Here is a 26984-nt window from a genome sequence, read left to right as displayed (position 1 = left end):
TTCAAAAACGGTCAAGTTTTGGGTGTTTTTGAAAGAAAATGATTGATTTTTGCAATCGGTTTCAGTATAATTTAATCAAGAATAAAATTTCAGGTGGTGATGACTTGTTAACACTAGAACGTCATCGAATGATTCTCCAATTATTAAAAGATAAAAATATTGTAAAAATACAAGAAATTATGGAACTGACAAACAGCTCAGAATCAACAATCAGACGCGATTTATCACAATTAGAAGAACAAAAGTTTTTAAAAAGGATTCATGGCGGTGCTCAAAGACTGCAAGGGAAATTGCAAGAACCAAGTATGATGGAGAAAGCATCCAAAAACCTTCAAGAGAAACGACTTGTTGCTCAATATGCCGCCAGTTTAGTGGAAGAGGGCGATTGTATATATCTTGATGCAGGATCAACAGTGATTGAAATGATTGAATTCCTTCCAAATAAGGATATAGTGGTCGTTACAAACGGCCTTATGCATGTGTCGTCGTTACTGACTAAAGGAATCTCGACATATATCATTGGAGGCATGATAAAGCAAAGAACAAATGCCCTCATTGGACGCGGGGCATTAGCGAGTCTTGACCTATATCGATTTGATAAATGCTTTATCGGGGTCAATGGGATTCATCCACAGTTTGGGTTCACTACTCCTGACCAGGAGGAGGCTTTAGTTAAACAAAAGGCCGTTTCGCTTGCGCGGGAGGCATATGTATTAGCGGATCATACGAAATTTGCTGAAATTTCTTTTGCGAAAATTGCTGATATCCATGAAGCATCCATTATTACAAATGAATTAGAGCATGAGGCAGAAAAGCTTTATGAAAACAGAACTACAATAAAGGTTGTGACAGCATGATTTACACATTAACGTTAAATCCTTCCGTTGACTATATTGTTAAATTGGATAGTTTTCAATTAGGTACGTTAAATCGGACAGTAAGTGAAGCGAAGTTTCCAGGCGGTAAAGGTATTAATGTTTCACGAGTTTTAAGCCAATTTGGAACACCTAGTCAAGCACTTGGATTTATCGGAGGTTTTACAGGAGCCTATATTGAGGAATTTCTTCAAAAAGAACGGATTGAAACAGATTTTGTTGAAGTTAAAGAAGATTCACGGATTAATATAAAGCTTAAATCTGGTCAGGAATCCGAAATAAATGCAAATGGTCCTAATATTTCGGATATAGATTTTACGCAATTAAAAGAAAAAATAAAACAGTTAAATTCAAATGACTTACTCGTACTTGCCGGCAGCATACCTTCATCACTGCCAGTAACAACCTATGAGGAACTTGTTTTAATCTGTCAAGAGAATGGCGTTCATTTTGTTGTTGATGCAGAGGGGGAGCTGCTTAAGAAAGTTCTCCCGTACAAGCCATTTTTAATTAAACCAAATCATCATGAACTTGGGCATTTATTTGACACAGCACTAACAAGTGTTGAGGATGTGATTCCATATGGTAAAAAGCTAATAACATTAGGTGCCCAAAATATAATTGTTTCGCTCGCGGACAAAGGAGCCGTATTTATAAACGAAAACAAGGTGCTAATTGCAGCTGTTCCAAAGGGGAAGGTGAAAAACTCTGTTGGTGCGGGAGACTCGATGGTCGCGGGATTTTTGGCAGCTATTGAGAGAAAAAAAAATATCGAAGAAGCATTTCGTTACAGCGTGGCTTCGGGCAGTGCAACTGCTTTTTCATTAGGTCTATGTACAAAGGAAAATGTAGAAGCTCTTTTGGCTCAGGTTACCATTAAGGAATTAATATAGGGGAGACACAACAATGAAAATCACTGAATTGTTATCCGAACATACCATTTTACTTGATATAAAAGGCACTGAAAAAGCAAGTGCGATTGACCAGCTTGTTGACGTCTTGTTTAAGGCTGATAAAATTTCAGATCGTGACAATTTCAAAGCAGCGATATTAAAAAGGGAAGAACAAAGTACAACAGGGATTGGTGACGGGATTGCGATTCCACATGCTAAAACGAAGGCAGTCAAGGAGGCTGCAATTGTCTTTGGAAAATCCGCAAACGGTGTTGATTATGACTCATTAGACGGTAAACCAGCACATTTATTCTTTATGATTGCTGCTCCGGATGGTGCAAATAATACCCATTTAGAAGCTTTAGCCCGTCTATCAGGATTATTGATGAAAGTGGAAGTACGATATGAGCTTTTAATGGCAACCACTCCTGATGAAGTGATGAAAACCATCAATCGGTATGATAAGGAAGAAGAAAAGGAAGCACTAGTAACAGAAAGTAAGAAACATACTGTTGTTGCTGTTACGGGCTGCCCTACAGGTATTGCTCATACTTATATGGCGGCCGATTCATTAAAGGCCAAAGCAAAAGAAATGGGTGTAGAAATAAAGGTTGAAACCAATGGCTCTGGCGGTGCAAAAAATGTTCTGACAAAAGCTGAAATTGAAAATGCTACTGCAGTTATCGTTGCTGCCGATATCAATGTTGAAATGGAACGATTCAAAGGTAAGCATGTGATTCAAGCGGCTGTTGCTGAGGGAATCCGACGCCCTGATCAATTAATTGACAAGGCATTAAAACAGGATGCACCGGTTTATAAGGGAAATGGAAGTAATGGCGTCAAAGAATCAAATCAAAAAGAATCTCGAAAAGGATTTTATAAACATTTAATGAATGGTGTATCAAATATGCTGCCGTTTGTCGTCGGCGGCGGGATATTAATTGCCATTAGTTTTATGTTCGGTTATAACTCGGCAAATCCGGAGGACCCATCTTATAATCCAATTGCTGCTGTTATTAATGCCATCGGCGGAGATAACGCATTTGCCCTTATCGTCCCTGTTCTTGCCGGATTTATCGCCCTCAGCATTGCTGACCGTCCGGGATTCGCACCAGGTATGGTAGGCGGGTTGATGGCCGCACATGGAGGAGCAGGCTTTCTAGGCGGATTGATTGCGGGTTTCCTTGCAGGTTATATTGTTCTATTGTTAAAGAAAGCTTTTGCTGGCCTTCCTCGCTCGCTTGAAGGAATTAAAAGTATTTTAATTTATCCGCTATTAGGGATTGCCATTACGGGATTCTTAATGCATTACGTTGTTAACAATCCTGTTGCCTGGATTAATAAGGAAATTGCTAATTGGCTGACTGGACTTGGAACGGGCAATGCGGTTCTATTAGGGGTTGTACTTGGACTTATGATGTCGTTTGATATGGGTGGTCCCGTTAATAAAGCAGCATATGTATTTGGAACAGGGTTGTTAGCCAGCGGTGTATATGGACCGATGGCAGCAATTATGGCAGCTGGCATGGTGCCGCCGCTTGCAATTGCGCTTGCGACTACAATGTTCAAAAACAAGTTTAATGAGCAAGACAAGGACGCGGGAAAAGCTTGTTATGTGATGGGCTTGTCCTTCATTACAGAAGGGGCAATTCCATTTGCAGCGGCAGACCCGCTTCGTGTTATTCCATCGGTAATGGCTGGGTCAGCAATTGCAGGAGCGCTGTCAATGGCATTTGGCATTGGCCTCCGTGCCCCGCATGGCGGAATCTTTGTTGTTCCATTAGTTGAAGGCGGAGCATTAATGTATGCTTTAGCGATTGTCATTGGCTCGATTGTATCAGCCTTATTAATTGGTTTCCTAAAAAAACCTATAAAAACTGCATAAAACTGAAAAAAGCTGAGGGAGTTTTATTTCCTTCAGCTCTTTTTTATCCCTCTACTTTTGGTTTGATTGACAATAAAGCGACAAAAGCCGCAAGGATACTGAGGCTGCTTAGCAGGATAAAAATCCAATGGTTGGAATGGCCCATTAACACAGCAATTATCGGAGGACCTGCTGCGACTCCGATGAATCTCATGGAATTATAAATCGATGTAACCGTGCCCCGTTCTTTTTTATCAATTCCTTCGGTAATTAAGGCATCTAAACATGGGAGGCCTAAACCGATCCCTATGCCGCTGATGAGAAACATGGTAATCATATACCAGAGTTTTATGGAAAACCATAAGGCTGCAATGGAAAGAGCTGCTGCAACAATTCCCCCGAAAGTTAACCATTTCATCAGCACTTTATTTTTCTTAATGACCTTACCGCTTATAAAGGACGATAAACAAAGTGCACCTAATGGTAAGGCTAAAAAGAATCCCTTTTTGAGGTCCTTAATGCCGTATTCTTTTTCAAATATTTCTGAGAGGTAAAACAAGATTCCAAAAAGGATTAGCATAAGAATCCCGCCTATAAAAAAAATGGCATATAGCCAACGACCTTTTTCCGTAAAGGTTTTTTTTATATTCCTGAAAAACTCCTTAAATGGTATTATTTTTTCATCAGATTTGGGGCACTTTACGAGTAGTGCCATCATGATAACGGAAATAGCACAAAATAATGGAAAGGCAAAAAAAGGTAAAAACCAGATGAACCCGGCCAATAAGGCACCTAATATTGGACTCAAGACCTTTCCGAAGGTATTGGATGTTTCAATTAGACCTAAGCAGCTGCTTACGTCATCATCATTTTTAAACATGTCGCCAACCAGGGGCATGACAATAGGTGCCGCACCGGCCGCACCGACCCCTTGAAGTGCACGGCCTGTTAAAATGAGCCAATAGGCATCATCAAGCTTCCATGCAGCCCATCCCGAAACAAGGCCGCCGATTCCGGCAATTATAAGGCTCGGGATAATGACCTTTTTTCTGCCGATATGATCGGATAAATAACCAGCCACTGGGATTAAAAAAATCGCTACAATGGAGTACACAGTAATAATCATGCTTGTTTGAAAGGAAGAAATGGATAATTTTTTTTCCATGGAAGGTAACACTGGAATTAACATCGAATTTCCTAAGGTCATGACTAAGGGAATGGAAGACAATGAAATAATTGCCCATTTTTGATTTAATAACCCATTGGCTCCCTTTTCGCCTGCTGCAGATTTTTTCTTTTTTGCAGTCTTTGATTTTTGGCTTAAATTTTCAATATGTTCCATGAATCTTCTATCCCGCCTTCACTATGTTGTCAAGCAAAGAGTTCGTGACTATTTGCTTTCCAATTTCGCTACTGTTAATATTCGCTTGTTCGCTTGAAAATAACAAAGGATAAGGTATCCTTTATATGGAAGTGTGTAAAAAACTAAAATATCCTGAGTGGATAATCAATTTTGAATTTTTGAAAAATAATCGCTTGACATAAACAGTAAAGTTGGATAGGATAATAATCAATAAATAAATTGTATCAGGCATTGACGAAGAGTAGTATCTTTTACGGATTCTAAAGAGAGCTGATGGTAGGTGTGAATCAGTGTAGACGTATTAGTGAATGGACTTCTGAGCCTCCAAACCGAACCTTCCTAAATGGACCAGTAGGCTTTGGCGAACATCTCATCGTTATAAGAGACAGATATTTAAGGCGATTAGCTGCGATATCGGTAAAGTGAGCTGAAATTTAGCTAATGAAGGTGGCACCACGGGTCTTCCGTCCTTTTTGGATGGAGGGCTCTTTTTGTTTTTTTTAAATAAAATATTGCAACTCGTTGAGCAAGAGGAGTACACAAAATTTGATTCTTTCCAGAGAGTCGGGGGAGCTGAGAGCCCGATAAGAATGGATTTGTGGAATGGACTTGCGAGAGGCATCTTGAACTGTAAGTAGGGGTGCACGGAATTCCACCGTTAAAAGGATAGGGTATCGAAGTGATTATATTTCTGTACCTGAAAGAGGAAGTAGATATTTTCTGCTTCAAACGGAGGTGGTACCACGATATACAAAATCGTCCTCTATATGCGTAAGAATTTTTGCGCATATAGAGGACGATTTTTTTATTTTTCGAAGGGAGCTGTGACATGAAGACATTACATGGTTATTTCTCACAGGAGATAAAAGGTGATACATTAACACCCATTTCAATTTTGCAAAAAATTAGCGGCAACAAAAAATTTTTATTAGAAAGCTCGCATAAATACAATGACTCAGGCCGTTATTCTTTTATCGGTACAGATCCTGCTTTTGAGCTTATTTCAAGAGGAAATTGCAATGAAATTATTGATCGTGAGGGTAAAAGGGAGGTTTTGCAAGGAAACCCTCTGGAGGTATTGAAAAATCTTTTGCCCGCAGACAACATTGAAGATGAGATTTTTCCCTTTATAGGCGGTGCAGTCGGCTATGTTGGATATGACATTGTTAGACAATATGAAGTCATTGGCGAAGACTTTTCGAACGGGTTAGATATGCCTGATGTGCATCTAATGTTCTATGAAGAGGTCATTGTGTTTGACCATCTAAAAGAAAAGGTAATGATTTGCGGTTTGCCGCTTTCAAAAACAAGCACGTCGGAAGCGATTGAAAAGCGGGTAATCCAGAGAATCGAGGAACTTAAGCAACCTGATTTTTACCTTGAAGAAGAGCCTTTCCATTTTTCTGGGTTTGAATCAGAAATCACAAAAGATACTTTTATAGAAAATGTAGAAGTTGCCAAGGAGCATATCCTCCATGGAGATATATTTCAAGTGGTTCTCTCAAGGCGAATGAAATCCAAATTTGAAGGATCACCATTATCGCTTTATCGAAACCATCGAAGTCATAATCCAACTCCATACATGTTTTATCTGGAATTCGACGGTTATACCGTTATCGGTTCTTCGCCGGAAAGCTTAATAAAATCAAGGGGAACAACAGTTATTTCAAATCCAATTGCCGGTACGAAACGGCGGGGAGCCACAATAGAGGAGGATCAATTGCTTGAAAAAGAGTTAGTAAATGATGAAAAGGAACTAGCGGAACATCGAATGCTCGTAGATCTTGGACGAAATGATCTTGGTAAGGTCTGCGAATTTGGTTCTGTGCAAGTCAAGAAATATATGGCAGTAGAAAAATTCCGTCATGTCATGCATCTGGTATCAGAAGTTAGCGGAAAGCTGCATTCAAAATATACGGCTGCAGATGCCCTTGCTTCCTGTCTGCCAGCCGGGACGGTTTCAGGGGCACCAAAGGTGAGGGCAATGGAAATCATCAATTCCCTTGAAAAGTCAAAACGCGGACTATATTCGGGGGCGGTTGGTTACTTGTCGGCTAGCGGCAATATGGATTTCGCCCTTGCGATTCGAACGATGATTATTAAGGATGGAATAGCAAGTATTCAAGCAGGAGCTGGGATTGTTCACGATTCCAACCCGGAATCTGAGTTTGAAGAAACATCGAATAAATTAAAATCCTTTTTGGAGGGTGGGCGATGATTTTACTTATCGATAACTTCGACTCATTTACCTTTAATCTGTATCAATATTTAGGTGAATTAGGAGAAGAAATAATTGTCTATCGAAACAATCAACTGACGATTGAAGAAATTCAAAATTTAAACCCGAAAGGCATTATCCTCTCACCTGGACCGGGACGGCCAGAGGATGCCGGAATTTGTATTGAATTGATTCAAACCCTTTATAAGTCGATTCCGATTTTAGGCATTTGTCTTGGGCACCAAGCCATTGGGGCTGCATTCGGCAGTGAAATAAGAAGAGCCCGTGAGATCAAGCATGGAAAGACATCATTGATTACACATCAAAAAAAGGGATTATTCTCCAATATAGCATCTCCACTTGAAGTGATGCGTTACCATTCCTTGTCAATTGAAAAAAACACTGTTAATCATCAGTTAGAGATCTCTGCTTATTCAAATGATGACCATGAAGTGATGGCAATTAAACATAAACAATACCCGATTTATGGTGTGCAATTTCATCCGGAATCAATTGGAACCCCATCAGGGAAACAAATTCTAAAAAACTTTTTACTTGAAATAGAAAGGAAGAAGACAAATGAAGAATTATTTACTCCAGTTAGCTGAAAAACAATCCTTTTCTGAGAACCAAATGAAAGAAGTATTTGATTTTATTTTAGGCGAAGAAGTATCTGAATCCGAAATTGCCGCATTTATGATGGGGTTAAAATCAAAAGGTGAGACGGTAGAAGAAATTACTGGGATAGTAAAATCATTAAAAAATCATACATTGACCTTTAAGCGAAAGTTTCCCAATGTTCTTGATAATTGCGGAACCGGTGGTGATGGTTCATCAAGCTTTAATGTCAGCACCACATCTGCGTTTGTAATTGCGGCAGCAGGGGTCCCTGTTGCCAAGCATGGAAACAGAAGTATCTCCAGTAAAACAGGCAGTGCTGATGTATTAGAACATTTGGGAATCAATTTAAATATTTCTGCAGAAAAAACAGAAGAGATCCTTGAGGATATTGGGATTGCGTTTCTATTCGCACCGCATGTTCATCCAAAATTGAAAAAAATTACGATGGTTCGCAAACAATTAAAAATTCCTACTATTTTTAATTTCATCGGCCCATTAACTAATCCTTTAGAGTTGGACTATCAGTTACTGGGCGTCTATCGTAGGGACCTGCTGAATGTATTTACAGAAGTGCTGCATAAACTTGGCCGGAAACGAGCTGTTGTGATAAATGGCGCCGGATATTTGGATGAAGCTTCCCTTCAAGGAGAGAACCATTTTACCCTTTTGGAAAATGGCAGGATAACCAATCATTCCTTTTTTCCAGAAGAAATGAACCTTTCCCGGTATGATAATAGCTGTATAAAAGGCGGAGATTCAAAAGAAAATGCTGAAATTTTAGTCAAAGTATTAAAAGGGGAACATGGAGCGCATCTGGATACTGTTGTACTCAATGCAGGAATCGGTATATTTACAGCCGGGAAAACAGACACGATTAAAGACGGGATTGAACTTGCAAGAGAAATGATTCAAACAGGAGCGGCGTACGAAAAATTAACATCCCTTATAGAAAAATCAAAAGCATCCAGAAAAGAGGCGATCTAAATGGAAACCGTCCTTGATCGTATAATTGAACAGAAGAAAAAAGAGGTTATCCTTCTAAAGGAAAATAAGCAACGGTTGCAATCAACGGAATATCGAAAAAGATCTTTTATTAAGAAGCTTCAAGAAGCGGACGATCTTGCAATAATTACCGAGTTTAAAAGGGCTTCGCCATCAAAAGGAATCATCAATGATTGTCTGGAACCGGCCGTGCAAGCTGCAATATATGAAGAATCCGGCGCATCAGCCATTTCTGTGTTAACAGATCAAAGCTTCTTTAAAGGATCATTTGCCGATTTACAAAAAATCCGGAAGACTGTTGATCTGCCTATCCTTTGCAAGGACTTTATTATCGATCCATTGCAAATTGATGCAGCATCGGCAAGCGGCGCCGATGTGATTCTCTTGATTGCAGCAGCACTTGAAGAACCCCGGTTAAGCGAGTTATTTCAATATGCCGAAAGCAAAGGCTTGGAGGTTTTGCTAGAAGTTCATAATCAGGAAGAATTAAATAAGGCACTGAAGACGAGTGCAAGGTTAATTGGGGTGAATAATCGGGATTTAAAAACCTTTCAAGTTTCACTAGACGTTACCGAAGCATTGGCTGCTGAAGTAATAAAATCTGGCGCATATCTAATTAGTGAGAGCGGGATCCATCAGAAAAAGGATGCAGAACGAGTAAGAAATGCCGGGGCGAATGGCATTTTAGTTGGTGAAGCATTCATGACAAGCAACGATGTAAAAAAAGCATTCAGAGACTTGCGTCTGCCGCTTCAAAAGGAGGCGGGAAAATGAAAGTGAAAATTTGTGGTATAACGGATGTGAATACAGCACTTGCGGCCGTCCAATATGGTGCTGATGCCATTGGGTTTGTATTTGCTGAGAGTAAACGCAAAGTTACCGTAGAACAAGCAAAAGAAATTATTTCAGCATTGCCACAAGATGTATTTAAGGTTGGGGTGTTCGTAAATGAATCAAGGGAGGAAGTCGAAAGGATCGCAAAGGTTGCCGGATTAACCCATATTCAATTACATGGAGACGAATCCGCTTCCTTTAGTGAATCGATTTCTCTGCCCGTTATAAAGGCAAAGAGCTTTTATAATAATGAAAATTTAGCCGAGTGTTCTCATTATCCAGCGGAATATATTTTACTCGATAGTCCAAAAGGAAAATACCGTGGTGGTAATGGCACCGTATTTGATTGGAATGAGGTTGAACCTTCACTTTTAAAAGGAAGAAAAGTGATTCTTGCCGGCGGCTTGCATGCAAACAATGTAGAACAGGCAATACAAGTCATTAAACCTAATATGGTTGATGTAAGTTCCGGAGTAGAAACCGATGGGATAAAAGATCTAGTAAAAATACGAGAATTTATTGAAAAAGTAAAATGCTTAGGAGGAAAAGAGAATGAGCACGTATACATTACCGAATGAGAAAGGCCGTTTTGGCATTTTTGGAGGAAGGTTTGTACCGGAAACTTTAATGAAGGCGGTCAATGAGTTAAACGAAGCATACGAAGCAGCAAAAAAGGACCCTGGCTTTCATACTGAGATTTCAAGATTGTTAAAAGAGTATGTTGGCAGGAGGACCCCATTATATTTTGCAGAAAATCTGACGAACCATGCCGGCGGTGCCAACATTTTTCTCAAGAGAGAGGACTTGAATCATACGGGCGCCCATAAAATCAATAATGCCATTGGTCAGGCACTGCTTGCAGTTAGGATGGGAAAAAGGAGAATTGTGGCCGAGACTGGCGCAGGCCAGCATGGTGTAGCAACGGCTACTGTGTGCGCCCTGTTAAACCTAGAGTGCACTGTTTTTATGGGCGAGGAAGATATCAAACGGCAAGCCCTTAATGTCTTTCGAATGGAATTACTAGGTGCTAAGGTGGTAGGTGTTAGCTCTGGGAGTGCGACACTAAAAGATGCCGTAAATGAAGCCCTAAGATATTGGGTGACCAATGTGGAAGATACTCACTATCTAATAGGATCTGTTGTAGGTCCTCATCCTTTTCCTGCAATGGTACGGGACTTCCAAAGTGTTATCGGCAAAGAAACAAAGGAACAATTTTTTCAAAGGGAAGGGTGTCTTCCAGAAGCTGTTGTTGCTTGTATCGGTGGTGGAAGCAATGCAATGGGGATGTTTTATCCATTTATTGAGGATAAGGATGTTAGGTTGTTTGGAATTGAGGCGGCTGGTACGGGGGTTGAAACTGAATTTCATGCAGCCTCGTTTACAAAAGGAAAACCAGGTGTTTTACATGGAGCGTTAATGTATTTATTGCAAACAGACGATGGTCAAATTCAAGAAGCCCACTCTATTTCTGCCGGCTTGGATTATCCCGGCGTCGGTCCGGAACACAGCTATTTAAAAGACAGTGGAAGAGCTATCTATCATTCTATTACGGATGATGAAGCATTGGAAGCTTTCCAACTATTATCAAGGCTTGAAGGAATCATTCCGGCGCTTGAGAGCGCTCATGCGGTTGCCTATGCTATTAAACTTGCTGCAGAAATGAAAGTAACAGAAAACATTGTTGTTTGTCTATCCGGTCGTGGTGATAAAGATGTCGATGCGGTTAGAGCATATCTTGAAGGGAGGAAGTAAAATGAATCGTTTTGAGAAAGCATTTAGAGGAATTATAGAAGATAGCAGGAAAGCCTTCATTCCTTACATCATGGCGGGGGATGGAGGAATTGAGAGTTTGGCAGACCGGTTAGTGTTACTTGAAAGTTTTGGTGCAACAGCAATTGAGGTGGGTGTTCCATTTTCTGATCCCGTCGCAGATGGGCCAACCATTCAACGTGCAGGTTTAAGAGCACTTAAGAATGGTACGACATTAAGGGGGATAATTGGAGAACTGGAAAAAGCCAGAGAGATCATTTCTATTCCAATCATTCTCATGACTTATATAAATCCAATATATGCCTATGGAATAGTTGAATTTGTTCAAGATATTCGAGCTGCCGGAATTGATGGTTGTATCATTCCCGACCTCCCAATTGAGGAAGAGGAGATCATTTCAAGTCAGCTTGAGGAAGCACAAGTGGAACTGATTCGCCTTGTCACACTTACAACACCTCTTGAGCGAATACGAACAATAGCAGGTAAAGGAAGAGGATTTTTATATACAGTAACCGTTAAGGGGATCACAGGAGAGAGAAATGAATACGACGAAGCAGTATATCAATTTTTGAAAATGGTTAAAGAGGTTAGCCCGATTCCCGTAATGGCGGGGTTTGGCATATCGACTAGAGAGCAAATAGCAGAATTAACGAAAAATTGTGATGGTGTCATTGTTGGCAGTAGAATTGTGGATCTATTGGAAAAGGGCCGTTATAGTGAAATTAAAGAATTAATGTCTGATTTCAAACAAGTATCACTAATGCAATAGTGGAAAAAGTGTTAATTGCTTACAAGCGTGCTCAAATTCTTGATAGCAACGATTATCTTCTTTATAATATGTATATACTCTTAATGTGAAAAATTTTTAAAGTACTTAAAAATTGTTTGCCATTTTTAAAAAAACTCGCCGACTGGCAAGCTCCTAAGGGCGTAGACAGAGGCGTAGTTGCACTTATGTCTGATGGGAAAGTTATACTTTCCCATCGGCTGAAAACTTCGTATAAAACTTCCATTCGTGGAAGTTTTGTTTTTTTTGATAGTTAATGTGTACGGAATTTATTTTTTTCCTAGGGGCGTAATGTATATGAAGGAAATAACTGTGGAAGACCTGCTAAAATTAAAGGAACCTGTAATCATTGACATCCGCTCACCAATTGAGTTTAAGGACGGGGCGATTCCCGGGGCCATCAATGTCCCTCTATTTTCAAATGATGAACGACAAGAAGTTGGAACTATTTATAAACATGAAGGCCAGGCAGCAGCAAAGTGGAAAGCAATGGAATTTGTTTCGCCAAAAATTCCCGACCTTCTAAAAGCCATTCATTCCTATCAAACGGGTGGTGAGTTAGTCATCCATTGTTGGCGTGGAGGAATGCGGAGTAAAGCCGTAGTTACCTTTTTGGAATTTGCCGGTATCTATGCATGGCGTTTAGTCGGCGGATATAAAGCATATCGGCATCATATTCTTGAACAAATTCCATCGATTATACCGAATCAAGCCGTTGTTATTCATGGAATGACAGGTGTTGGTAAAACAGAGGTATTAAAGATATTGGCTAAAGAGGGGTATCCAGTCCTTGACTTGGAGGAAATGGCAGGGCATCGAGGATCAATATTTGGAACAATTGGTCTTGGTGAGGGCCATAATCAAAAAATCTTTGATTCCCTTTTATTTAAGGGACTGCAAGAAATTGCAGGAAGCGATTATTTTCTTGTTGAGGCAGAAAGCAAACGAATTGGGAAAGCAGTCCAACCGGAAGAATTAATGGATGTTAAATTTAAAGGAATCAATATTTATATTCATTCATCGCCTGAACAAAGGGTTAAACAGCTTGTTTCTGAATATGTGCTTCCCTATGAACAGGAGCCTTGGTATTTTGAAAAGATCGCTTTAGGAATTGAAAAGGTGTTAAAACGAGTGAAAGATGCAGCAATAAGAAATAGGCTCATGGAATCACTTCATGAAAAAGATTATCGAGAAATGATTCTGATTTTACTTGAACACTATTATGACCCGCGTTATGACCATGCAAGGCAGGAGTATGAAGGAGAATTTTTTGACATTGTTGCTGAAAATCCTCTTGACGCTGCAACAAAGATTGCCGCCCAACTTGACGAGCTATCTTTTCTGCCACAATTATCAGCTCAAAAATAGCCATTCAAATTTAAGTGAAAAAAGATGTCAGAAGGGTATACACTCTATTGACATCTTTTTTTTTTGATTTACATCAATTTCCGGTTCGTTTATTTATGAAATGATAATAGTAATAAAGATGGTCACCAGATACAACGGTTTAAGGAGGTTCGATGAATGGACAAAGAAAATATAGAAAAAATAGCCTTTCTAAATAATTTATCTGGTCCAAATTTTGGCTATTTAATTGACCAATTTGAAAGGTATAAACAAGATCCGCTGTCAGTGGAAGAAGAATGGAGAGAACTTTTCGGGAAAATAAATGAGGCTGATTTTCCAGTATTCTTACCAAACGTTCCAACCGGATTGGAGTCTAATCCAAGTGAGCAGAGAAAAATAATTGCAGCAGTAAAACTTGCTGAAAATATCCGAACCTATGGGCATCTCGCAGCTAATATTTATCCACTGGGAACACATAAACCGGATCAAACACATTTTGAATTAGGCAATTATGGACTTACTGAGGAGGATTTATTATCTTTACCGGCGGAAATTCTTAGTTCTAATAAATCTTTAGTATTGGAAAATGCCTATGAAGCCTATCTATTTATAAAAGAAGCTTATACTAAAACGATTGCCTACGAGTTTGACCACGTTCATGCGGTGGAAGAGAGAAATTGGCTGATTGAAAAAATTGAATCTGCCAGAAATATGTCTTATGTAAAAAATCAGCGAGTGAAAGCGTTAAAACGCCTTTATGAAGTTGAAGAATTTGAAAAATTCCTCCACAAAACGTTTGTCGGGCAAAAACGATTTTCCATTGAAGGGCTTGACGTAATGGTGCCAATTATTGATGAAATTATTTCAGATGCTATTCACAATGGTGCTTCCTATCTAAATATAGGGATGGCCCATAGGGGAAGGTTAAATGTTCTCGCACATGTACTTGGAAAACCATACGAAATGATTTTTGCTGAATTTCAGCATGCACCTAATAAAGAACTTGTTCCTTCAGAGGGTTCGATTGGAATTAATTTTGGCTGGACCGGCGATGTTAAATATCATCTAGGATTAAATAGGCAGCTCTCAAGTGAAAATTCGGTTAAAGCAAAGGTGTCGCTTGCAAATAATCCGAGCCATTTGGAATATGTGGGAGCTGTTGTTGAAGGTTTTACAAGGGCCGGGCAAGATGATCGTGCAAAAGTAGGTTATCCCATTGAAAATAATAAGACAGCACTCGCTATATTAATTCATGGTGACGCAGCATTTCCAGGTGAAGGGATTGTGGCAGAAACCTTAAATTTAAGCCGCTTGAAAGGTTACCGTACCGGCGGCACCATTCATATTATTGCAAATAATATGATTGGGTTTACAACTGAATCTGAAGATTCGAGATCAACTCGTTATGCAAGTGACTTAGCAAAAGGTTTTGAAATTCCCATTATCCACGTAAACGCAGATGACCCAGATGCATGTTTGCAAGCAGCTAATTTAGCAGCAGAATATCGTGCAGTTTTTCAAAAGGATTTTCTTATTGATCTGGTGGGTTATCGGAGGTTTGGCCACAATGAGATGGATGAGCCGATGACAACGAGCCCGCAAATGTACTCCATCATTCAGAATCATTCAACGGTTAAGGAAATTTATGCGAAAACCCTTAAAAACGAGGGGATTGTCAGTGATAGTGAGTTAACCAAGATGGAAAAGGAAGTCCAGGAAAAATTAGAAGCTGCCTTTCAGAAAGTTTCGATGATCCCAAAGGAATCAGAAATAAAGGTACCGGAACCACCTGTTTTTAAAAAGGAAGAGGCATCGATTATTACGAAGGTTCCCTTAGCAGTTCTTCAAAAAATAAATAAAGAGTTACTAGCATGGCCAAAAGATTTTAATGTGTTTCCTAAATTGGAGAAAATCTTAAATAGACGAGCTGAAGCGCTGAGTGACAAAGGAAGAGTGGATTGGGCATTAGCGGAAACGCTTGCATTTGCTACTATTTTAGCAGATGGGACGCCGATTCGATTATCGGGACAGGACTCAGAACGCGGCACTTTTGCGCAACGGAATTTGGTGCTCCATGATTACAAAACAGGAGCAACATTTTCACCACTTCACAGAATCTCAGACGCAAAGGCTTCATTTGCCGTATATAACAGCCCATTAACAGAAGCGGCGGTAGTTGGTTTTGAATACGGATATACAGTGTTTTCACCTGAAACATTGGTCATTTGGGAGGCCCAATACGGAGACTTTGCAAATGCGGCGCAAGTTATTTTTGATCAGTTTATCGCAGCTGGCACGGCGAAATGGGGACAAAAATCAGGGCTGGTTTTATTACTTCCCCATGGTTATGAGGGCCAAGGACCGGAGCATTCAAGTGGAAGACTGGAAAGATTCTTACAATCAGCTGCAGAAAAAAACTGGACAATTGCCAACCTATCAAGTGCGGCGCAATATTTTCACATTTTAAGGCGTCAGGCTGCGATGTTGATGAAAGAGGAAGTAAGGCCGTTAATCATCATGGCACCGAAAAGCTTGTTAAGAAATCCTCTTGTATCTTCGTCAGGGACTGACCTGTGTGAAGGCGAATTTAAACCTGTATTAGAACAATTCATATCGGAAAGGGATCATGAAAAAGTTACCCGAATCGTCCTTTGTTCAGGGAAAATGGCCATTGATCTTGCTAATGAAATAAAAGATGACAATCAATTTGAATGGCTTCAAGTGTTAAGGTTAGAGGAAATTTATCCGTTTCCTTCAAGCATTCTAAAAGATATGTTTATACGATATAAAAATCTAAAGGAAATCTTCTGGGTGCAGGAAGAGCCGAAAAATATGGGTGCATGGAATTTTGTTGAGCCTCGAATCAATGGAATAGCTCCAAATGGAATCCGGGTTGAATATGTTGGCCGGCGCCGCCGTTCCAGCCCAGCAGAAGGCGAACCAAATGTTCATAAACTAGGTCAATCAAAAATTATTAATTCCGCACTGACATGGGAAGAAAAAGGAGGCAAACTGTAATGGCTGAGATTAAGGTACCAGAATTAGCGGAGTCCATTTCAGAGGGGACAATTGCGAAATGGCTTAAAAATATCGGAGATCATGTGGAGAAGGGCGAATACCTGGTCGAATTAGAAACAGACAAGGTGAATATCGAAATTATATCGGATTTTTCCGGGATAATCGCCGAACAGAAAGCTTCGGAAGGAGATATTGTAACGGTTGGTGAAACGATTGCCATTATCGATGAAAGTGGCGAAGGACCGGTACCTGCACCCGAAAGTGAACAAGCAGAACCAATAACAGATACAACAAAACTAGAACGAAAAGTAGCTCAGCAAGAAAAAGGAACCAATCAAAGTGCAGATAGCAGTAATCAAAGACCAATTGCATCACCGGCGGCCAGAAGACTTGCACGGGAGAAAGGGGTAAACCTAAATGAAATCCCTACAATTGACCCGCTCGGAAGAATTCGTAAGCAGGATGTAACTTCCTATCAGCAAGAAAGTAATAATAATTTGAAGTCAGCGCCTAAAAAGGAATTTGAACCTACTAAGCGCGAAGAGTCAAAACCAATTATCTATGAACGGATGTCAAGGCGGAGGCAAACGATTGCTAAACGACTTGTTGAAGTCCAGCAAACAGCTGCAATGCTGACAACCTTTAATGAAATTGATTTAACCGCTGTGATGGATCTTAGAAAACGGCGGAAGGACAAATTCTTCGAAGAGCACGATGTTCGTCTTGGGTTTATGTCCTTTTTTACAAAAGCATCAGTGGCGGCATTGAAAAAGTTTCCTTATTTAAATGCCGAAATCCAGGGTGATCAACTGCTAATAAAAAAATTCTATGATATCGGAATAGCCGTTGCCGCCGAAGATGGACTAGTGGTACCCGTTGTCAGGGACGCAGACCGAAAATCCTTCGCAGAAATTGAGCAGGACATTATGGAGTTAGCGGACAAAGCAAAAACAAATAAATTGGCCTTAAAGGATTTACATGGAGGAACCTTCACCATCACAAATGGTGGTGTCTTCGGATCCTTGCTTTCAACCCCAATCCTAAATGGTCCGCAGGTTGGTATTCTAGGAATGCACAAAATCCAACTTAGACCGGTCGCCATCGACAAAGATAGAATGGAGAACCGGCCAATGATGTATGTTGCCCTTTCCTATGATCATCGGATTGTGGACGGAAAGGAGGCGGTAAGCTTTCTTAGTAAAATTAAAGAATTACTTGAAGACCCGGAAAATTTACTATTGGAAGGTTAACCCTCGAAAAAATATAAAACCGCTGAAAATATTTTCAGCGGTTTTTTTACATGTGGCATGTTCTAGGTACGTTTCTTAAATGGCCTTAGTCCACGACGTTGGATTTCATCTTTTAAAATCTTAATCCATTCCTTTTCCTTTCCAGTTTTTAATGCATCCCGATACGAAACAACCAACTGCTCGTTACTCATAATTTTCAATTTGAGAATGCCCTCCTTGGAAAATGGATTAAATATTCAGTTTTTATTATTGTAATGGTTTTCATAGATTTTGAGAACCCCTATTTAGCAAAATTTAAAAAAGGTTCACAATTAGGTTCTAAAAAGTTGCTTTTTAATTTTATTGAATATTCTTATAAATGTGATAACATGATTTTGAAAGCGCTCTACTTGGAAGCGTTGTTATACTTGTATCTTAGGGGGGATGAATGATGACATCATTATTAAATGTGACAATTGGAAAGCTATTGGAGAAAAAAGCGGAAATACAACCTAACAATGAAGCAGTGATTTATTCAGATCGGAACTTAAGATGGACCTATCGCGAATTTGATGATATTTGCCGAAAAGCAGCAAAGGGTTTTATGAAGCTTGGAATTGATAAAGGAGAGCATCTTGCCGCATGGTCGACTAACACTCCTGAATGGCTTGTTACTCAATTTGCTACAGCTAAAATGGGCGCAGTTCTCGTAACGGTTAACACAAACTATCGTACTTCAGAACTTGAATATCTTTTAAAACAATCTGATGCTACAACAATCCTTTTAATAGATCATTGGAAGGATTCCTCCTATATAGAGATGGTTTATGAAATTGTCCCAGAATTAATGACATCGGAACCAGGGAGGCTAACTAGCACCCGGCTGCCTTTTCTAAAAAATGTCATTGTCCTTGGTAATAAAAGATATCCTGGCACTTTTACCTGGGACGATATTGTCATGCTTGGCGAAACAGTATCAGATGAGAACTTAAATGAGAGGATGAATTCCCTTCATCCGGATGAGGTCATTAATATGCAGTATACTTCTGGGACAACGGGGTTCCCTAAAGGGGTCATGCTTACCCATTACAATATTGTGAATAATGGCTTTAATATCGCTAATTGTATGAAGTTGACAGCTGAAGATCGACTTTGTATTCCTGTGCCCTTTTTTCATTGCTTTGGCTGTGTTCTGGGAACGATGGCTTGTGTGTCCGTAGGCGCTACAATGGTGCCGGTTCAGGAATTCAATCCGAAAAGAGTCTTACAAACCGTGCAAGACGAAAAGTGTACAGGGCTTCATGGTGTCCCAACAATGTTTATTGCCGAATTAAATGATCCCGATTTTGAACCGTACGACCTTTCAACCTTACGAACAGGAATAATGGCAGGGTCAAATTGTCCGATTGAAGTAATGAAGGCAGTCATTGAAAAAATGGGAGCTGCGGAAATTACTATTGCTTATGGTCAAACAGAATCATCCCCAGTGATTACGCAAACAAGAACAGATGACCCAATCGAGCTGCGGGTTGAAACAGTAGGAAAGGCCTTACCTAACGTGGAAGTGAAAATTGTCGAGCCCGGCACAAATAGAGAAGTTGGCCGGGGTGTGCAGGGAGAGCTTTGTACACGAGGATATCATGTCATGAAAGGATATTATAAGAACACGACGGCTACACATGAGGCCATTGATAAAGAGGGGTGGCTCCATACAGGTGATTTAGCCATAATGGATGAAAATGGTTATTGTAAAATCACCGGCCGCTTAAAAGATATGATTATTCGAGGTGGGGAAAATATTTATCCACGGGAAATTGAAGAGTTTCTCTACTCCCATCCGAAAGTACTTGATATACAGGTAATTGGGATTCCGGATCAAGTATATGGTGAGGAAGTTATGGCTTGGATTATCTTAAAAGAGGGAGAAACGGCTAATGCCGAAGAGATAAGGGAGTTTTGCAATGGGAAGATTTCCAAACATAAGATCCCCCGTTATATTGAATTTACGAATGCCTATCCGATGACAGCTTCAGGAAAGATTCAAAAATTCCGTCTAAGAGAAACAGCAATAGAGATTGTAAAAAATTAACTTGCCGTTAGGAAAGAAAACTCTATCTTGTTGCACATTGCCTGTAAAATTGATTATACTAGTACATGGACAATACCGAAAGGAACGATGGCAAGAATGATTCATTTGACTTGGCGAGATCGGGAAACAGGAAAAAAAGTAAAATGCATTCATACTGATGCAAAAAAATACCTTGTGAATAATGCCTTAACAGTCGGTAACATTTATGATGTAAAAAACGAAACGGAAGAGTTTTATTACATCATTGATAATACCGGAAAAGTTGGCGGGTTTTACAAGGAATATTTTCAAAATCTATAATTTAACAAGGACAAAGGGTCAGAACCTGTAAAGGAATCTGACCCTTTGTTATTTCTATTTACCGGGCGTCGGGGAATACTCTTCGGATCGTATCAGAAAACTCGTCTATGAAACCGGAAAACGGTCGGCCATTTCGAATATCACCGGCATAGCTATTCATCCGTTGATAAAAATCCGGGTTTACCGATACATATACATTATCGATATCAGAATCGACTGATTTTACTGCTCGCGAAATTTTATTCTCAATATCTGAGGTCAATTCATTTCGCGATTTAGAGTCAAGCTTTACGGCAACATAGGCGTTATTATCGGTTACGAGAATGTTTGCATGATCAACCTCAGGCAGGTCTGTTACTTTACCGGCCGCTTTGTCAGCAATTCTTATTTTTGATTGATTGTTTCCAATATTATTCATATTGTCATTGCGGACATCTGTAATATTGGTTCGATTTCGGTCAAGTCCGCGATTGCTTGTATCAACACCTGTGATGGCAGGTCCTCCGTTATTTGGGGTATTATAATTTACTCTGGTTGGGTCTGTTACGTTTCGATTGCGGTAGGCTACATCATCATTGACATTGTTCCGTGCACAACCTGATAAATATAAACTAAAGATAAGGGTTCCAATTACCAATACACTTTTTTTCATGTCATTTTACACTCCTTTAATCTAAGTTGTACATAAATTAGCTTGTCTAATTAACCAAAATCTATCCCGCCTACATTTTGGTTAATACTAAAATAAATGTGATAAAATGAACTTGATTTGAAATCATTATCGAGGTGTTTTGATTGGTTTACTTTTTTGTTGGATTGGGTGGCATTGCAGGGAGTTTGCTCCGTTATTTTTTATCAATTTTGGGAGAACATTTTTTGGGGAGTCATTTTCCAACCGGCACTCTTTTCATCAACTTATCTGGGGCGTTTTTTCTTGGCTGGATAACAAGCAGATGGGTGAACCGGAAAAAGCTGCCTCCCTATATATTGACAGCCCTAACAACGGGGCTTGTTGGTTCTTATACGACATTTTCCACCTTTTGCTATGAAACAGTCCATTTATTTGAAGGAAGGGAATATGCCTTTGGAGTCCTTTACATATGCATCAGCTTGGTTGGCGGGCTTTTTTTTGTTAGGGCAGGATTGAAAATAAGTGAATTTGGAATAAAGGAAGAGAGGTAGTTCCATGAGCGACATCCTATTGGTTTCAGCGGGGGGATTTATCGGGGCAATCAGCAGGTTTGCAGTCAGTCAACAAGTTCAAAAACGGTATAAAACAGGCTTCCCAGTAGGAACATTAACAGTCAATTTTATTGGATCCTTTCTATTAGGTTTGTTAATTGGGATGCAGATAAAAGGCGGAATTTATTCTTTATTTGGAATTGGATTTATGGGAGCTTTTACGACTTTTTCCACGATGATGCTGGAAGCCGAGCAGCTAAAAAGTGCCAAAAAAAACAAGCTATTTAACAGCTATATCATTTATAGTTACCTAATCGGAATAGTGCTGGCTTTTTGCGGCATTATGATCGGAAAAATGATTAAATAAAAGAAGCATTCATCATGGAATGCTTCTTTTTAATAGGCGTGATTACTTTTGTTTCACGGGGACAGCTGCTGCTGGTTTTTGCGATTGATACAGTTTACGGCTGATCATAGTTTGAACGGTTAGGAATATTCCGCCAACGACCCAATAAAGGGGCAATGCAGCAGGGGCACTAAAGGAAAACATCACAATCATTAACGGTGACATTAATCCCATAATTTTCATTTGCTGCTGCTGGGCTGCAGGCATATTGGATTGTGAAACCTTAAATTGGAAGTAATACACAAGCCCGGCAATAATTGTGATGATGATGTCAGGATGCCCTAAATTAAACCATAAAAATTTATGAGTTGCAATTTCCTTTGAGCCGCGGATGGCATAATAAAATGCTGTTAAAATAGGCATCTGAATCAAAATTGGCAAACATCCCATATTCAAAGGATTGACACCATGTTTTTGATATAGTCCCATCATTTCTGCTTGAAGCTCTTGCTTTTTCTTAGGATCTGTTTCTGTTTTTAATTTCTTTTGAATGACATCCATTTCAGGTTTTAAAACATCCATTTTTTCCTTCATGGCCATTTGATTTTTATATTGCTTTAACATTAATGGCATGAGGACAAGTCTGATCATCAAGGTAACGATAATGATCGCTAACCCGTAGTTTCCATTGAAGAGTTCAGCGGTTGCATGAATAATCGTTGAAAAAGGATGGACAAAATAAGTTTGAAAAAATCCACCACTATTTCCGTTTTGTGCATTTGATGAGCAAGCTGATAAAAGTAATGTTGGCAAGACTAAAAGAGCTGCCAGTAGGATTGAAGATCGTTTCGTTTTCATATTTCCTCCTAAATTGTTGTCTGAATTTGTTAGGTAAAAAGGAAGGAAATATGATCTTCTGAATCATCCTGTGAGCATTCTTTTCTACGAATATATTTAACAATTCTTTTCAGAATAAAGTTTCCGGTTAATCCATTTCTTTTTTGGTAAAAACCCAACGGATGAATAATTTTTGTGTTTGCAGGATCAGAAATGGAGCCAATAAATGAATATTCCACACCCCATGCCCATAAAAGCTTTAAGGTAATACCGAAGTAAATGCTAATATAAAGCGCATTTAAGGCATTTATATCTGAAATATCAATAAGCAATTGAAACAAAAATTATCACCTCACCTGTTTAGCCAATGATATGAGTATATAGTAGAATAGCAAAATAATCAATTTAAACTAAGGGATATTACTTGAATGGAAAGACTTCCTAACAGCTAGATGTTGATGAAAAAACACCAATTCCTGCAGAACTGGTGTTTTAAGTGTTATTTTTGTACTTTATTCCAATGTGCTGTAAGAAGTTGCAAGGCAAATTCTACCTTTTCTTCAGTTGGCGGCTCAATATGTTTTAGCGGATATTCGTGTCCAAGTGCTTCCCATTTATATACCCCAAGCTTATGATAGGGAAGAATTTCAATTTTCTCAACATTTTCTAGCGTGCCAATGAATTCACCAAGCTTTTGCAGGTCTTCGGGATCGTCAGAGACAGTCGGGACTAACACATGCCGTACCCAGATTGGAATTCTTCGATCTGATAAAAATTTAGCAAATTCAAGGATATGATCATTTGCCATGCCTGTCAGCTGAATATGTTTTTTTCTATTGATATGTTTTAAATCCAATAGGACTAAATCAGTATACTTCAAAAGCTCTTCTAACTGTTCAATAAATAGCTTGGAATGTGAGAAACAGCCCCCGGATGAATCAATTGTCGTATGGATTCCTTGGCGTTTACATTCCTTAAATAATTCTATCAGAAAAGGGATTTGCAATAACGGCTCACCGCCACTAACAGTAATCCCGCCTCCTGAAGCCTGAATGAAAGGGAGGTAGCTCATTAGATCATCCATGATTTCGGAAACGGTTATTTGTTTGCCTGAGCCGATTTCCCATGTATCTGCATTATGGCAAAATTGGCAGCGCAAAAGGCATCCTTGAGTAAAAATAACATAACGAATCCCAGGGCCGTCCACTGTTCCTAATGTTTCAATAGAATGAATATTTCCGTTCATGATGATATTCCCCTTTCATTAATAAGGCAGGAGCTCCTCAAAGGAGGGGAGCCCCCAGAAATTCAGGTTATAGTGATTCATGGAAGGTACGGTTAATGACGTCTAGTTGTTGTTCTTTTGAAAGTTTAATAAAGTTTACCGCATAACCTGATACTCGAATTGTTAATTGCGGATACAACTCTGGATGTTCCATCGCATCAATCAGTGTCTCACGATTAAAGACGTTTACATTCAAATGATGTCCTGTTTTTATTGCATAGCCATCTAAGATAGAAACTAAATTACGAATTTGGCTTTCTTCTTCTTTGCCAAGTGCTTTCGGAACAATTGAAAATGTATTGGAAATCCCGTCCATAGCATCCTTATATGGAAGTTTGGCAACAGAGGATAGAGAAGCTAATGTTCCTTTCGTATCGCGGCCATGCATCGGGTTAGCACCAGGTGCAAATGGTTCCCCCGCACGGCGTCCATCAGGTGTATTTCCTGTCTTTTTACCATATACCACGTTAGAGGTAATCGTAAGAATAGATAAAGTATGGACAGAATCTCGATATGTGTGATGCTTGCGCAGCTTTTTCATAAAAGTTTGGACAATTTCAACAGCGATGCTGTCCACGCGGTCATCATTATTTCCGTATTTAGGAAAATCGCCGGTAACTTCAAAATCGATTGCAATCCCGTTTTCATCACGAATTACTCTGACCTCACCATATTTAATCGCACTTAGTGAGTCAGCGACAACACTCAAGCCGGCAATACCTGTTGCCATTGTACGTAGAATTTGTGTATCGTGTAAAGCCATTTCAATGCGTTCGTAGCTGTATTTGTCATGCATGTAGTGAATAATGTTCAAGGTGTTAATATAAAGTCCTGCAAGCCATTCCATCATGTTGTCAAATTTTTGCATAACTTCTTCGTATGTTAATACTTCTCCGGTAATTGGCTGATATTCTGGACCAACTTGAATTTTTAATTTTTCATCGACCCCGCCATTGATTGCGTATAATAAAGCTTTTGCAAGGTTTGCCCGGGCACCAAAGAATTGCATTTGCTTGCCGATTTCCATCGCTGATACACAGCAGGCAATTCCATAGTCATCACCATATTCAGGACGCATAATATCATCATTTTCGTATTGAATGGAGCTAGTTTTGATTGACATTTTAGCACAATATTTCTTAAAGTTTTCTGGCAGCATTGGTGACCATAACACGGTTAGGTTTGGCTCTGGAGCTGGTCCTAAATTATCTAGAGTATGAAGGAAACGGAACGAGTTCTTTGTTACCAATGAACGGCCGTCAAGCGCCATGCCCCCGATAGATTCTGTTACCCAGGTTGGATCACCGCTAAATAATTCATTATAATCAGGTGTACGGGCAAATTTTACGAGACGGAGCTTCATGACAAAATGGTCAACAAGTTCTTGAGCTTCCATTTCTGTTATTAAGCCATTCTGTAAATCTCTTTCAATATAAATATCAAGGAAAGTTGACACGCGGCCAAGGCTCATAGCTGCCCCATTTTGCTCCTTAATGGCTGCCAAGTAGCCCAAATATAACCATTGGAATGCTTCTTTTGCAGACTCTGCAGGGCCAGATATATCAAAACCATAACTATTGGCAAGTTCTTTCAATTCTTTCAGTGCACGGTATTGTTCGGAAAGTTCCTCGCGTAAGCGAATGTTTTCTTCGGACATCACGCTGGACGTATGTTTGAAATCTTTTTGCTTTTCTTTCATTAGGAAATCAACACCATATAAAGCGACCCGGCGATAATCACCGATAATCCGTCCACGTCCATAGGCATCTGGAAGTCCGGTAATAATTCCAGCCTTTCGAGCCTTCAGCATTTCTTCTGTATAGGCATCGAATACACCTTGATTATGTGTTTTACGTAAATCGGTAAAAATTCTTTCAATTTCAGGGTTTAACTCGTAACCGTATGCTTCACAAGCTGCTTTCGCCATTCGAATCCCGCCGAAAGGCTGCATGGAACGATTAAAAGGTTTATCTGTTTGTACACCGACAACTTTCTCAAGTTCTTCATCAAGAAAGCCAGGTCCATGGGAAGTGATAGTAGAAACAGTTTCGGTGTCCATGTCCAGGACCCCGCCATTTTCACGTTCTTGCCTAGTTAGCTCCATTACTTGTGCCCATAGTTTGTTGGTTGCATTGGTGGCACCGGATAAAAAGGCGTCATCGCCCTCGTAAGGGTTGTAGTTATTTAAAATAAAGTCACGTACGTTTACTTCTTTTGTCCATGTTCCCTTCCTAAATCCTTGCCATTGTTCCATGATTTTTCACCTCTTAAATTTTTAAGAAAATATATAACAGATTTTCTATTTAAATCTTAATATAAGTATAACAGGTGAAATGTGAAAAGTGTCACACAAAAAGGGTGAAATTGTTAAGATATTGTGAAGTGTTGTTATAATGGGGTTTTTAGGGGGTAAATATGAAAACTATGTGAACGTAGTGTAAATTCAATTTCAAACTGTACTATAAAAATGTAGGTGTATTGATAAACTGTTATATAAGAAAAAATCAATGTTAGCAACGTGTGAACAGTGAAAATGGGGTAGAACAGAGGATTTTATGAACTAAAAAAAGCAGGAGAAAGAATCCTGCTTTTAATCGACAACAATATAGGCAATCATTGGGCCGTTATGAGATCTGTCAGAATGAACTTCACAGATTAAACGATAGGTCCCCTCTTTGGCAAATTGAAGTGAAACAACTGTTTCTTCTCCTTTTTTTACAGTTCCTTTAATATTGGTCCCTTCAATATAGAAAGGGTGCTTATCCCCATTAATCCCACTAATAAGCAGCTTAACTTTTTCTCCTTTTTCAAGAATTATTGTGCCGGGATCCCAACGGTAGGCTTCTAGTTCTTTCCCATCTTTCGTTTTCGTCTTAAATTCCGCTGTAACCATATGAATTTCGCGAATTTCTGTTTCTGATTGTTGATTAAAGACAGTGCTATCTCCAGCTTTTAGCATAAACCACGAGGAAATGCTGGCAAGTACAACACCAACTGCTAAAACGAAAAGCAGTGTTTCCTTTTTAAAGACTAAAAATTTCATCCGACTAACCTCCCACAATTTGTCCTAATTAATACTTATGCATGGGATGGTAGTAAACTTGTCTATTTTATTAACTTTTAT

The 26984-nt window shown here is 39.4% G+C and carries 25 protein-coding genes and 2 other annotated features; of the genes, 17 read left to right on the top strand and 8 right to left on the bottom strand.

Annotation, left to right across the window (positions count from 1 at the left end):
• Window positions 1-38 precede the first annotated feature (38 nt).
• The 3 genes from FAY30_RS15085 to FAY30_RS15075 are packed head-to-tail and all read left to right on the top strand — an operon-like array spanning window position 39 to window position 3653.
• Complete coding sequence (locus FAY30_RS15085; RefSeq protein WP_190284662.1) at window positions 39-857, top strand: DeoR/GlpR family DNA-binding transcription regulator; 819 nt, start codon at window positions 39-41, stop codon at window positions 855-857.
• Entirely contained in the window at window positions 854-1768 is a 915-nt protein-coding gene (gene pfkB, locus FAY30_RS15080) for a 1-phosphofructokinase (protein WP_149870639.1), read from the top strand. The genes FAY30_RS15085 and pfkB overlap by 4 nt, the downstream gene beginning before the upstream one ends.
• Window positions 1769-1781: 13 nt before the next feature.
• Entirely contained in the window at window positions 1782-3653 is a 1872-nt protein-coding gene (locus FAY30_RS15075; RefSeq protein ID WP_149870638.1) for a PTS fructose transporter subunit IIABC, read from the top strand.
• A gap of 43 nt (window positions 3654-3696) precedes the next feature.
• On the opposite strand, the gene FAY30_RS15070 is transcribed toward FAY30_RS15075, so the two are convergent.
• Window positions 3697-4974, bottom strand: coding sequence for a bacillibactin exporter BcbE (locus tag FAY30_RS15070; RefSeq protein ID WP_149870637.1), 1278 nt, complete (start codon window positions 4972-4974; stop codon window positions 3697-3699).
• 243 nt (window positions 4975-5217) lie between these two features.
• Window positions 5218-5470: a binding site (T-box leader), on the top strand.
• 38 nt (window positions 5471-5508) lie between these two features.
• Window positions 5509-5762, top strand: a binding site (T-box leader).
• A 62-nt stretch (window positions 5763-5824) separates the two neighbouring features.
• Between FAY30_RS15070 and trpE the strand changes: the two genes are divergently transcribed.
• The 10 genes from trpE to odhB all read left to right on the top strand — a co-directional run bounded on the left by trpE (window position 5825) and on the right by odhB (window position 17842).
• A complete protein-coding gene (trpE, locus tag FAY30_RS15065; protein ID WP_149870636.1) occupies window positions 5825-7213 on the top strand; it encodes an anthranilate synthase component I in 1389 nt (462 codons plus the stop codon).
• Window positions 7210-7821, top strand: a complete 612-nt coding sequence (locus FAY30_RS15060) for an anthranilate synthase component II (protein ID WP_149870635.1) — start codon at window positions 7210-7212, stop codon at window positions 7819-7821. Before trpE ends, FAY30_RS15060 begins: the two co-directional genes overlap by 4 nt.
• Window positions 7793-8818 (top strand): anthranilate phosphoribosyltransferase, encoded by a 1026-nt coding sequence (trpD, locus tag FAY30_RS15055; RefSeq protein ID WP_149870634.1) that lies wholly within the window; start codon window positions 7793-7795, stop codon window positions 8816-8818. Before FAY30_RS15060 ends, trpD begins: the two co-directional genes overlap by 29 nt.
• Window positions 8819-9610, top strand: a complete 792-nt coding sequence (gene trpC / locus FAY30_RS15050) for an indole-3-glycerol phosphate synthase TrpC (RefSeq protein ID WP_149870633.1) — start codon at window positions 8819-8821, stop codon at window positions 9608-9610.
• Window positions 9607-10248: a phosphoribosylanthranilate isomerase gene (locus FAY30_RS15045; RefSeq protein WP_149870632.1), complete on the top strand. Its 642-nt coding sequence runs from the start codon at window positions 9607-9609 to the stop codon at window positions 10246-10248. Before trpC ends, FAY30_RS15045 begins: the two co-directional genes overlap by 4 nt.
• Window positions 10223-11422, top strand: a complete 1200-nt coding sequence (gene trpB / locus FAY30_RS15040) for a tryptophan synthase subunit beta (protein ID WP_149870631.1) — start codon at window positions 10223-10225, stop codon at window positions 11420-11422. Before FAY30_RS15045 ends, trpB begins: the two co-directional genes overlap by 26 nt.
• A gap of 1 nt (window position 11423) precedes the next feature.
• The gene (gene trpA, locus FAY30_RS15035) at window positions 11424-12209 is read left to right on the top strand and encodes a tryptophan synthase subunit alpha (RefSeq protein ID WP_149870630.1); all 786 of its coding nucleotides are present in this window, start codon (window positions 11424-11426) and stop codon (window positions 12207-12209) included.
• A 315-nt stretch (window positions 12210-12524) separates the two neighbouring features.
• Window positions 12525-13595, top strand: coding sequence for a tRNA 2-selenouridine(34) synthase MnmH (gene mnmH / locus FAY30_RS15030; RefSeq protein ID WP_149870629.1), 1071 nt, complete (start codon window positions 12525-12527; stop codon window positions 13593-13595).
• Between the two features lie 156 nt (window positions 13596-13751).
• On the top strand, window positions 13752-16592 hold the full coding sequence (locus FAY30_RS15025; RefSeq protein WP_149870628.1) for a 2-oxoglutarate dehydrogenase E1 component: 2841 nt from the start codon (window positions 13752-13754) through the stop codon (window positions 16590-16592).
• A complete protein-coding gene (odhB, locus tag FAY30_RS15020) occupies window positions 16592-17842 on the top strand; it encodes a 2-oxoglutarate dehydrogenase complex dihydrolipoyllysine-residue succinyltransferase (RefSeq protein ID WP_149870627.1) in 1251 nt (416 codons plus the stop codon). The genes FAY30_RS15025 and odhB overlap by 1 nt, the downstream gene beginning before the upstream one ends.
• Window positions 17843-17904: 62 nt before the next feature.
• Here the strand turns inward: odhB and sda are convergent, their stop codons facing one another.
• Window positions 17905-18033: a sporulation histidine kinase inhibitor Sda gene (gene sda / locus FAY30_RS15015; RefSeq protein ID WP_411675496.1), complete on the bottom strand. Its 129-nt coding sequence runs from the start codon at window positions 18031-18033 to the stop codon at window positions 17905-17907.
• Between the two features lie 239 nt (window positions 18034-18272).
• On the opposite strand from sda, the gene FAY30_RS15010 reads away from it, so the two are divergent.
• Both FAY30_RS15010 and FAY30_RS15005 read left to right on the top strand, forming a co-directional pair.
• Window positions 18273-19910, top strand: a complete 1638-nt coding sequence (locus FAY30_RS15010; RefSeq protein ID WP_149870625.1) for an AMP-binding protein — start codon at window positions 18273-18275, stop codon at window positions 19908-19910.
• Window positions 19911-20006: 96 nt separating this feature from the next.
• Complete coding sequence (locus FAY30_RS15005; RefSeq protein WP_149872728.1) at window positions 20007-20210, top strand: DUF6501 family protein; 204 nt, start codon at window positions 20007-20009, stop codon at window positions 20208-20210.
• A gap of 58 nt (window positions 20211-20268) precedes the next feature.
• On the opposite strand, the gene FAY30_RS15000 is transcribed toward FAY30_RS15005, so the two are convergent.
• A complete protein-coding gene (locus tag FAY30_RS15000; RefSeq protein WP_149870624.1) occupies window positions 20269-20862 on the bottom strand; it encodes a YhcN/YlaJ family sporulation lipoprotein in 594 nt (197 codons plus the stop codon).
• Window positions 20863-21005: 143 nt separating this feature from the next.
• On the opposite strand from FAY30_RS15000, the gene crcB reads away from it, so the two are divergent.
• On the top strand, window positions 21006-21392 hold the full coding sequence (gene crcB, locus FAY30_RS14995; protein WP_149870623.1) for a fluoride efflux transporter CrcB: 387 nt from the start codon (window positions 21006-21008) through the stop codon (window positions 21390-21392).
• Window positions 21393-21396: 4 nt separating this feature from the next.
• Window positions 21397-21759, top strand: coding sequence for a fluoride efflux transporter FluC (locus FAY30_RS14990; RefSeq protein WP_149870622.1), 363 nt, complete (start codon window positions 21397-21399; stop codon window positions 21757-21759).
• A gap of 42 nt (window positions 21760-21801) precedes the next feature.
• Here the strand turns inward: FAY30_RS14990 and yidC are convergent, their stop codons facing one another.
• From yidC to FAY30_RS14965, 5 genes are all read right to left on the bottom strand, one after another.
• Window positions 21802-22596 carry a membrane protein insertase YidC gene (yidC, locus tag FAY30_RS14985; protein ID WP_149870621.1) on the bottom strand — a complete coding sequence of 265 codons (795 nt, stop codon included), beginning with the start codon at window positions 22594-22596 and terminating at the stop codon, window positions 21802-21804.
• A 29-nt stretch (window positions 22597-22625) separates the two neighbouring features.
• Window positions 22626-22916 (bottom strand): hypothetical protein, encoded by a 291-nt coding sequence (locus FAY30_RS14980; RefSeq protein WP_149870620.1) that lies wholly within the window; start codon window positions 22914-22916, stop codon window positions 22626-22628.
• A gap of 158 nt (window positions 22917-23074) precedes the next feature.
• Window positions 23075-23821, bottom strand: coding sequence for a pyruvate formate-lyase-activating protein (gene pflA / locus FAY30_RS14975; RefSeq protein WP_149870619.1), 747 nt, complete (start codon window positions 23819-23821; stop codon window positions 23075-23077).
• A gap of 67 nt (window positions 23822-23888) precedes the next feature.
• Window positions 23889-26114: a formate C-acetyltransferase gene (gene pflB / locus FAY30_RS14970; RefSeq protein ID WP_149870618.1), complete on the bottom strand. Its 2226-nt coding sequence runs from the start codon at window positions 26112-26114 to the stop codon at window positions 23889-23891.
• 336 nt (window positions 26115-26450) lie between these two features.
• Window positions 26451-26903 carry a cupredoxin domain-containing protein gene (locus tag FAY30_RS14965; RefSeq protein ID WP_149870617.1) on the bottom strand — a complete coding sequence of 151 codons (453 nt, stop codon included), beginning with the start codon at window positions 26901-26903 and terminating at the stop codon, window positions 26451-26453.
• Window positions 26904-26984: the final 81 nt, after the last annotated feature.

It is taken from the genome of Bacillus sp. S3 (assembly GCF_005154805.1).
GTDB lineage: Bacteria > Bacillota > Bacilli > Bacillales > Cytobacillaceae > Neobacillus.
Note: the sequence above shows the minus strand (reverse complement) of the source record. Positions and strands in the feature narration are given on the sequence as shown.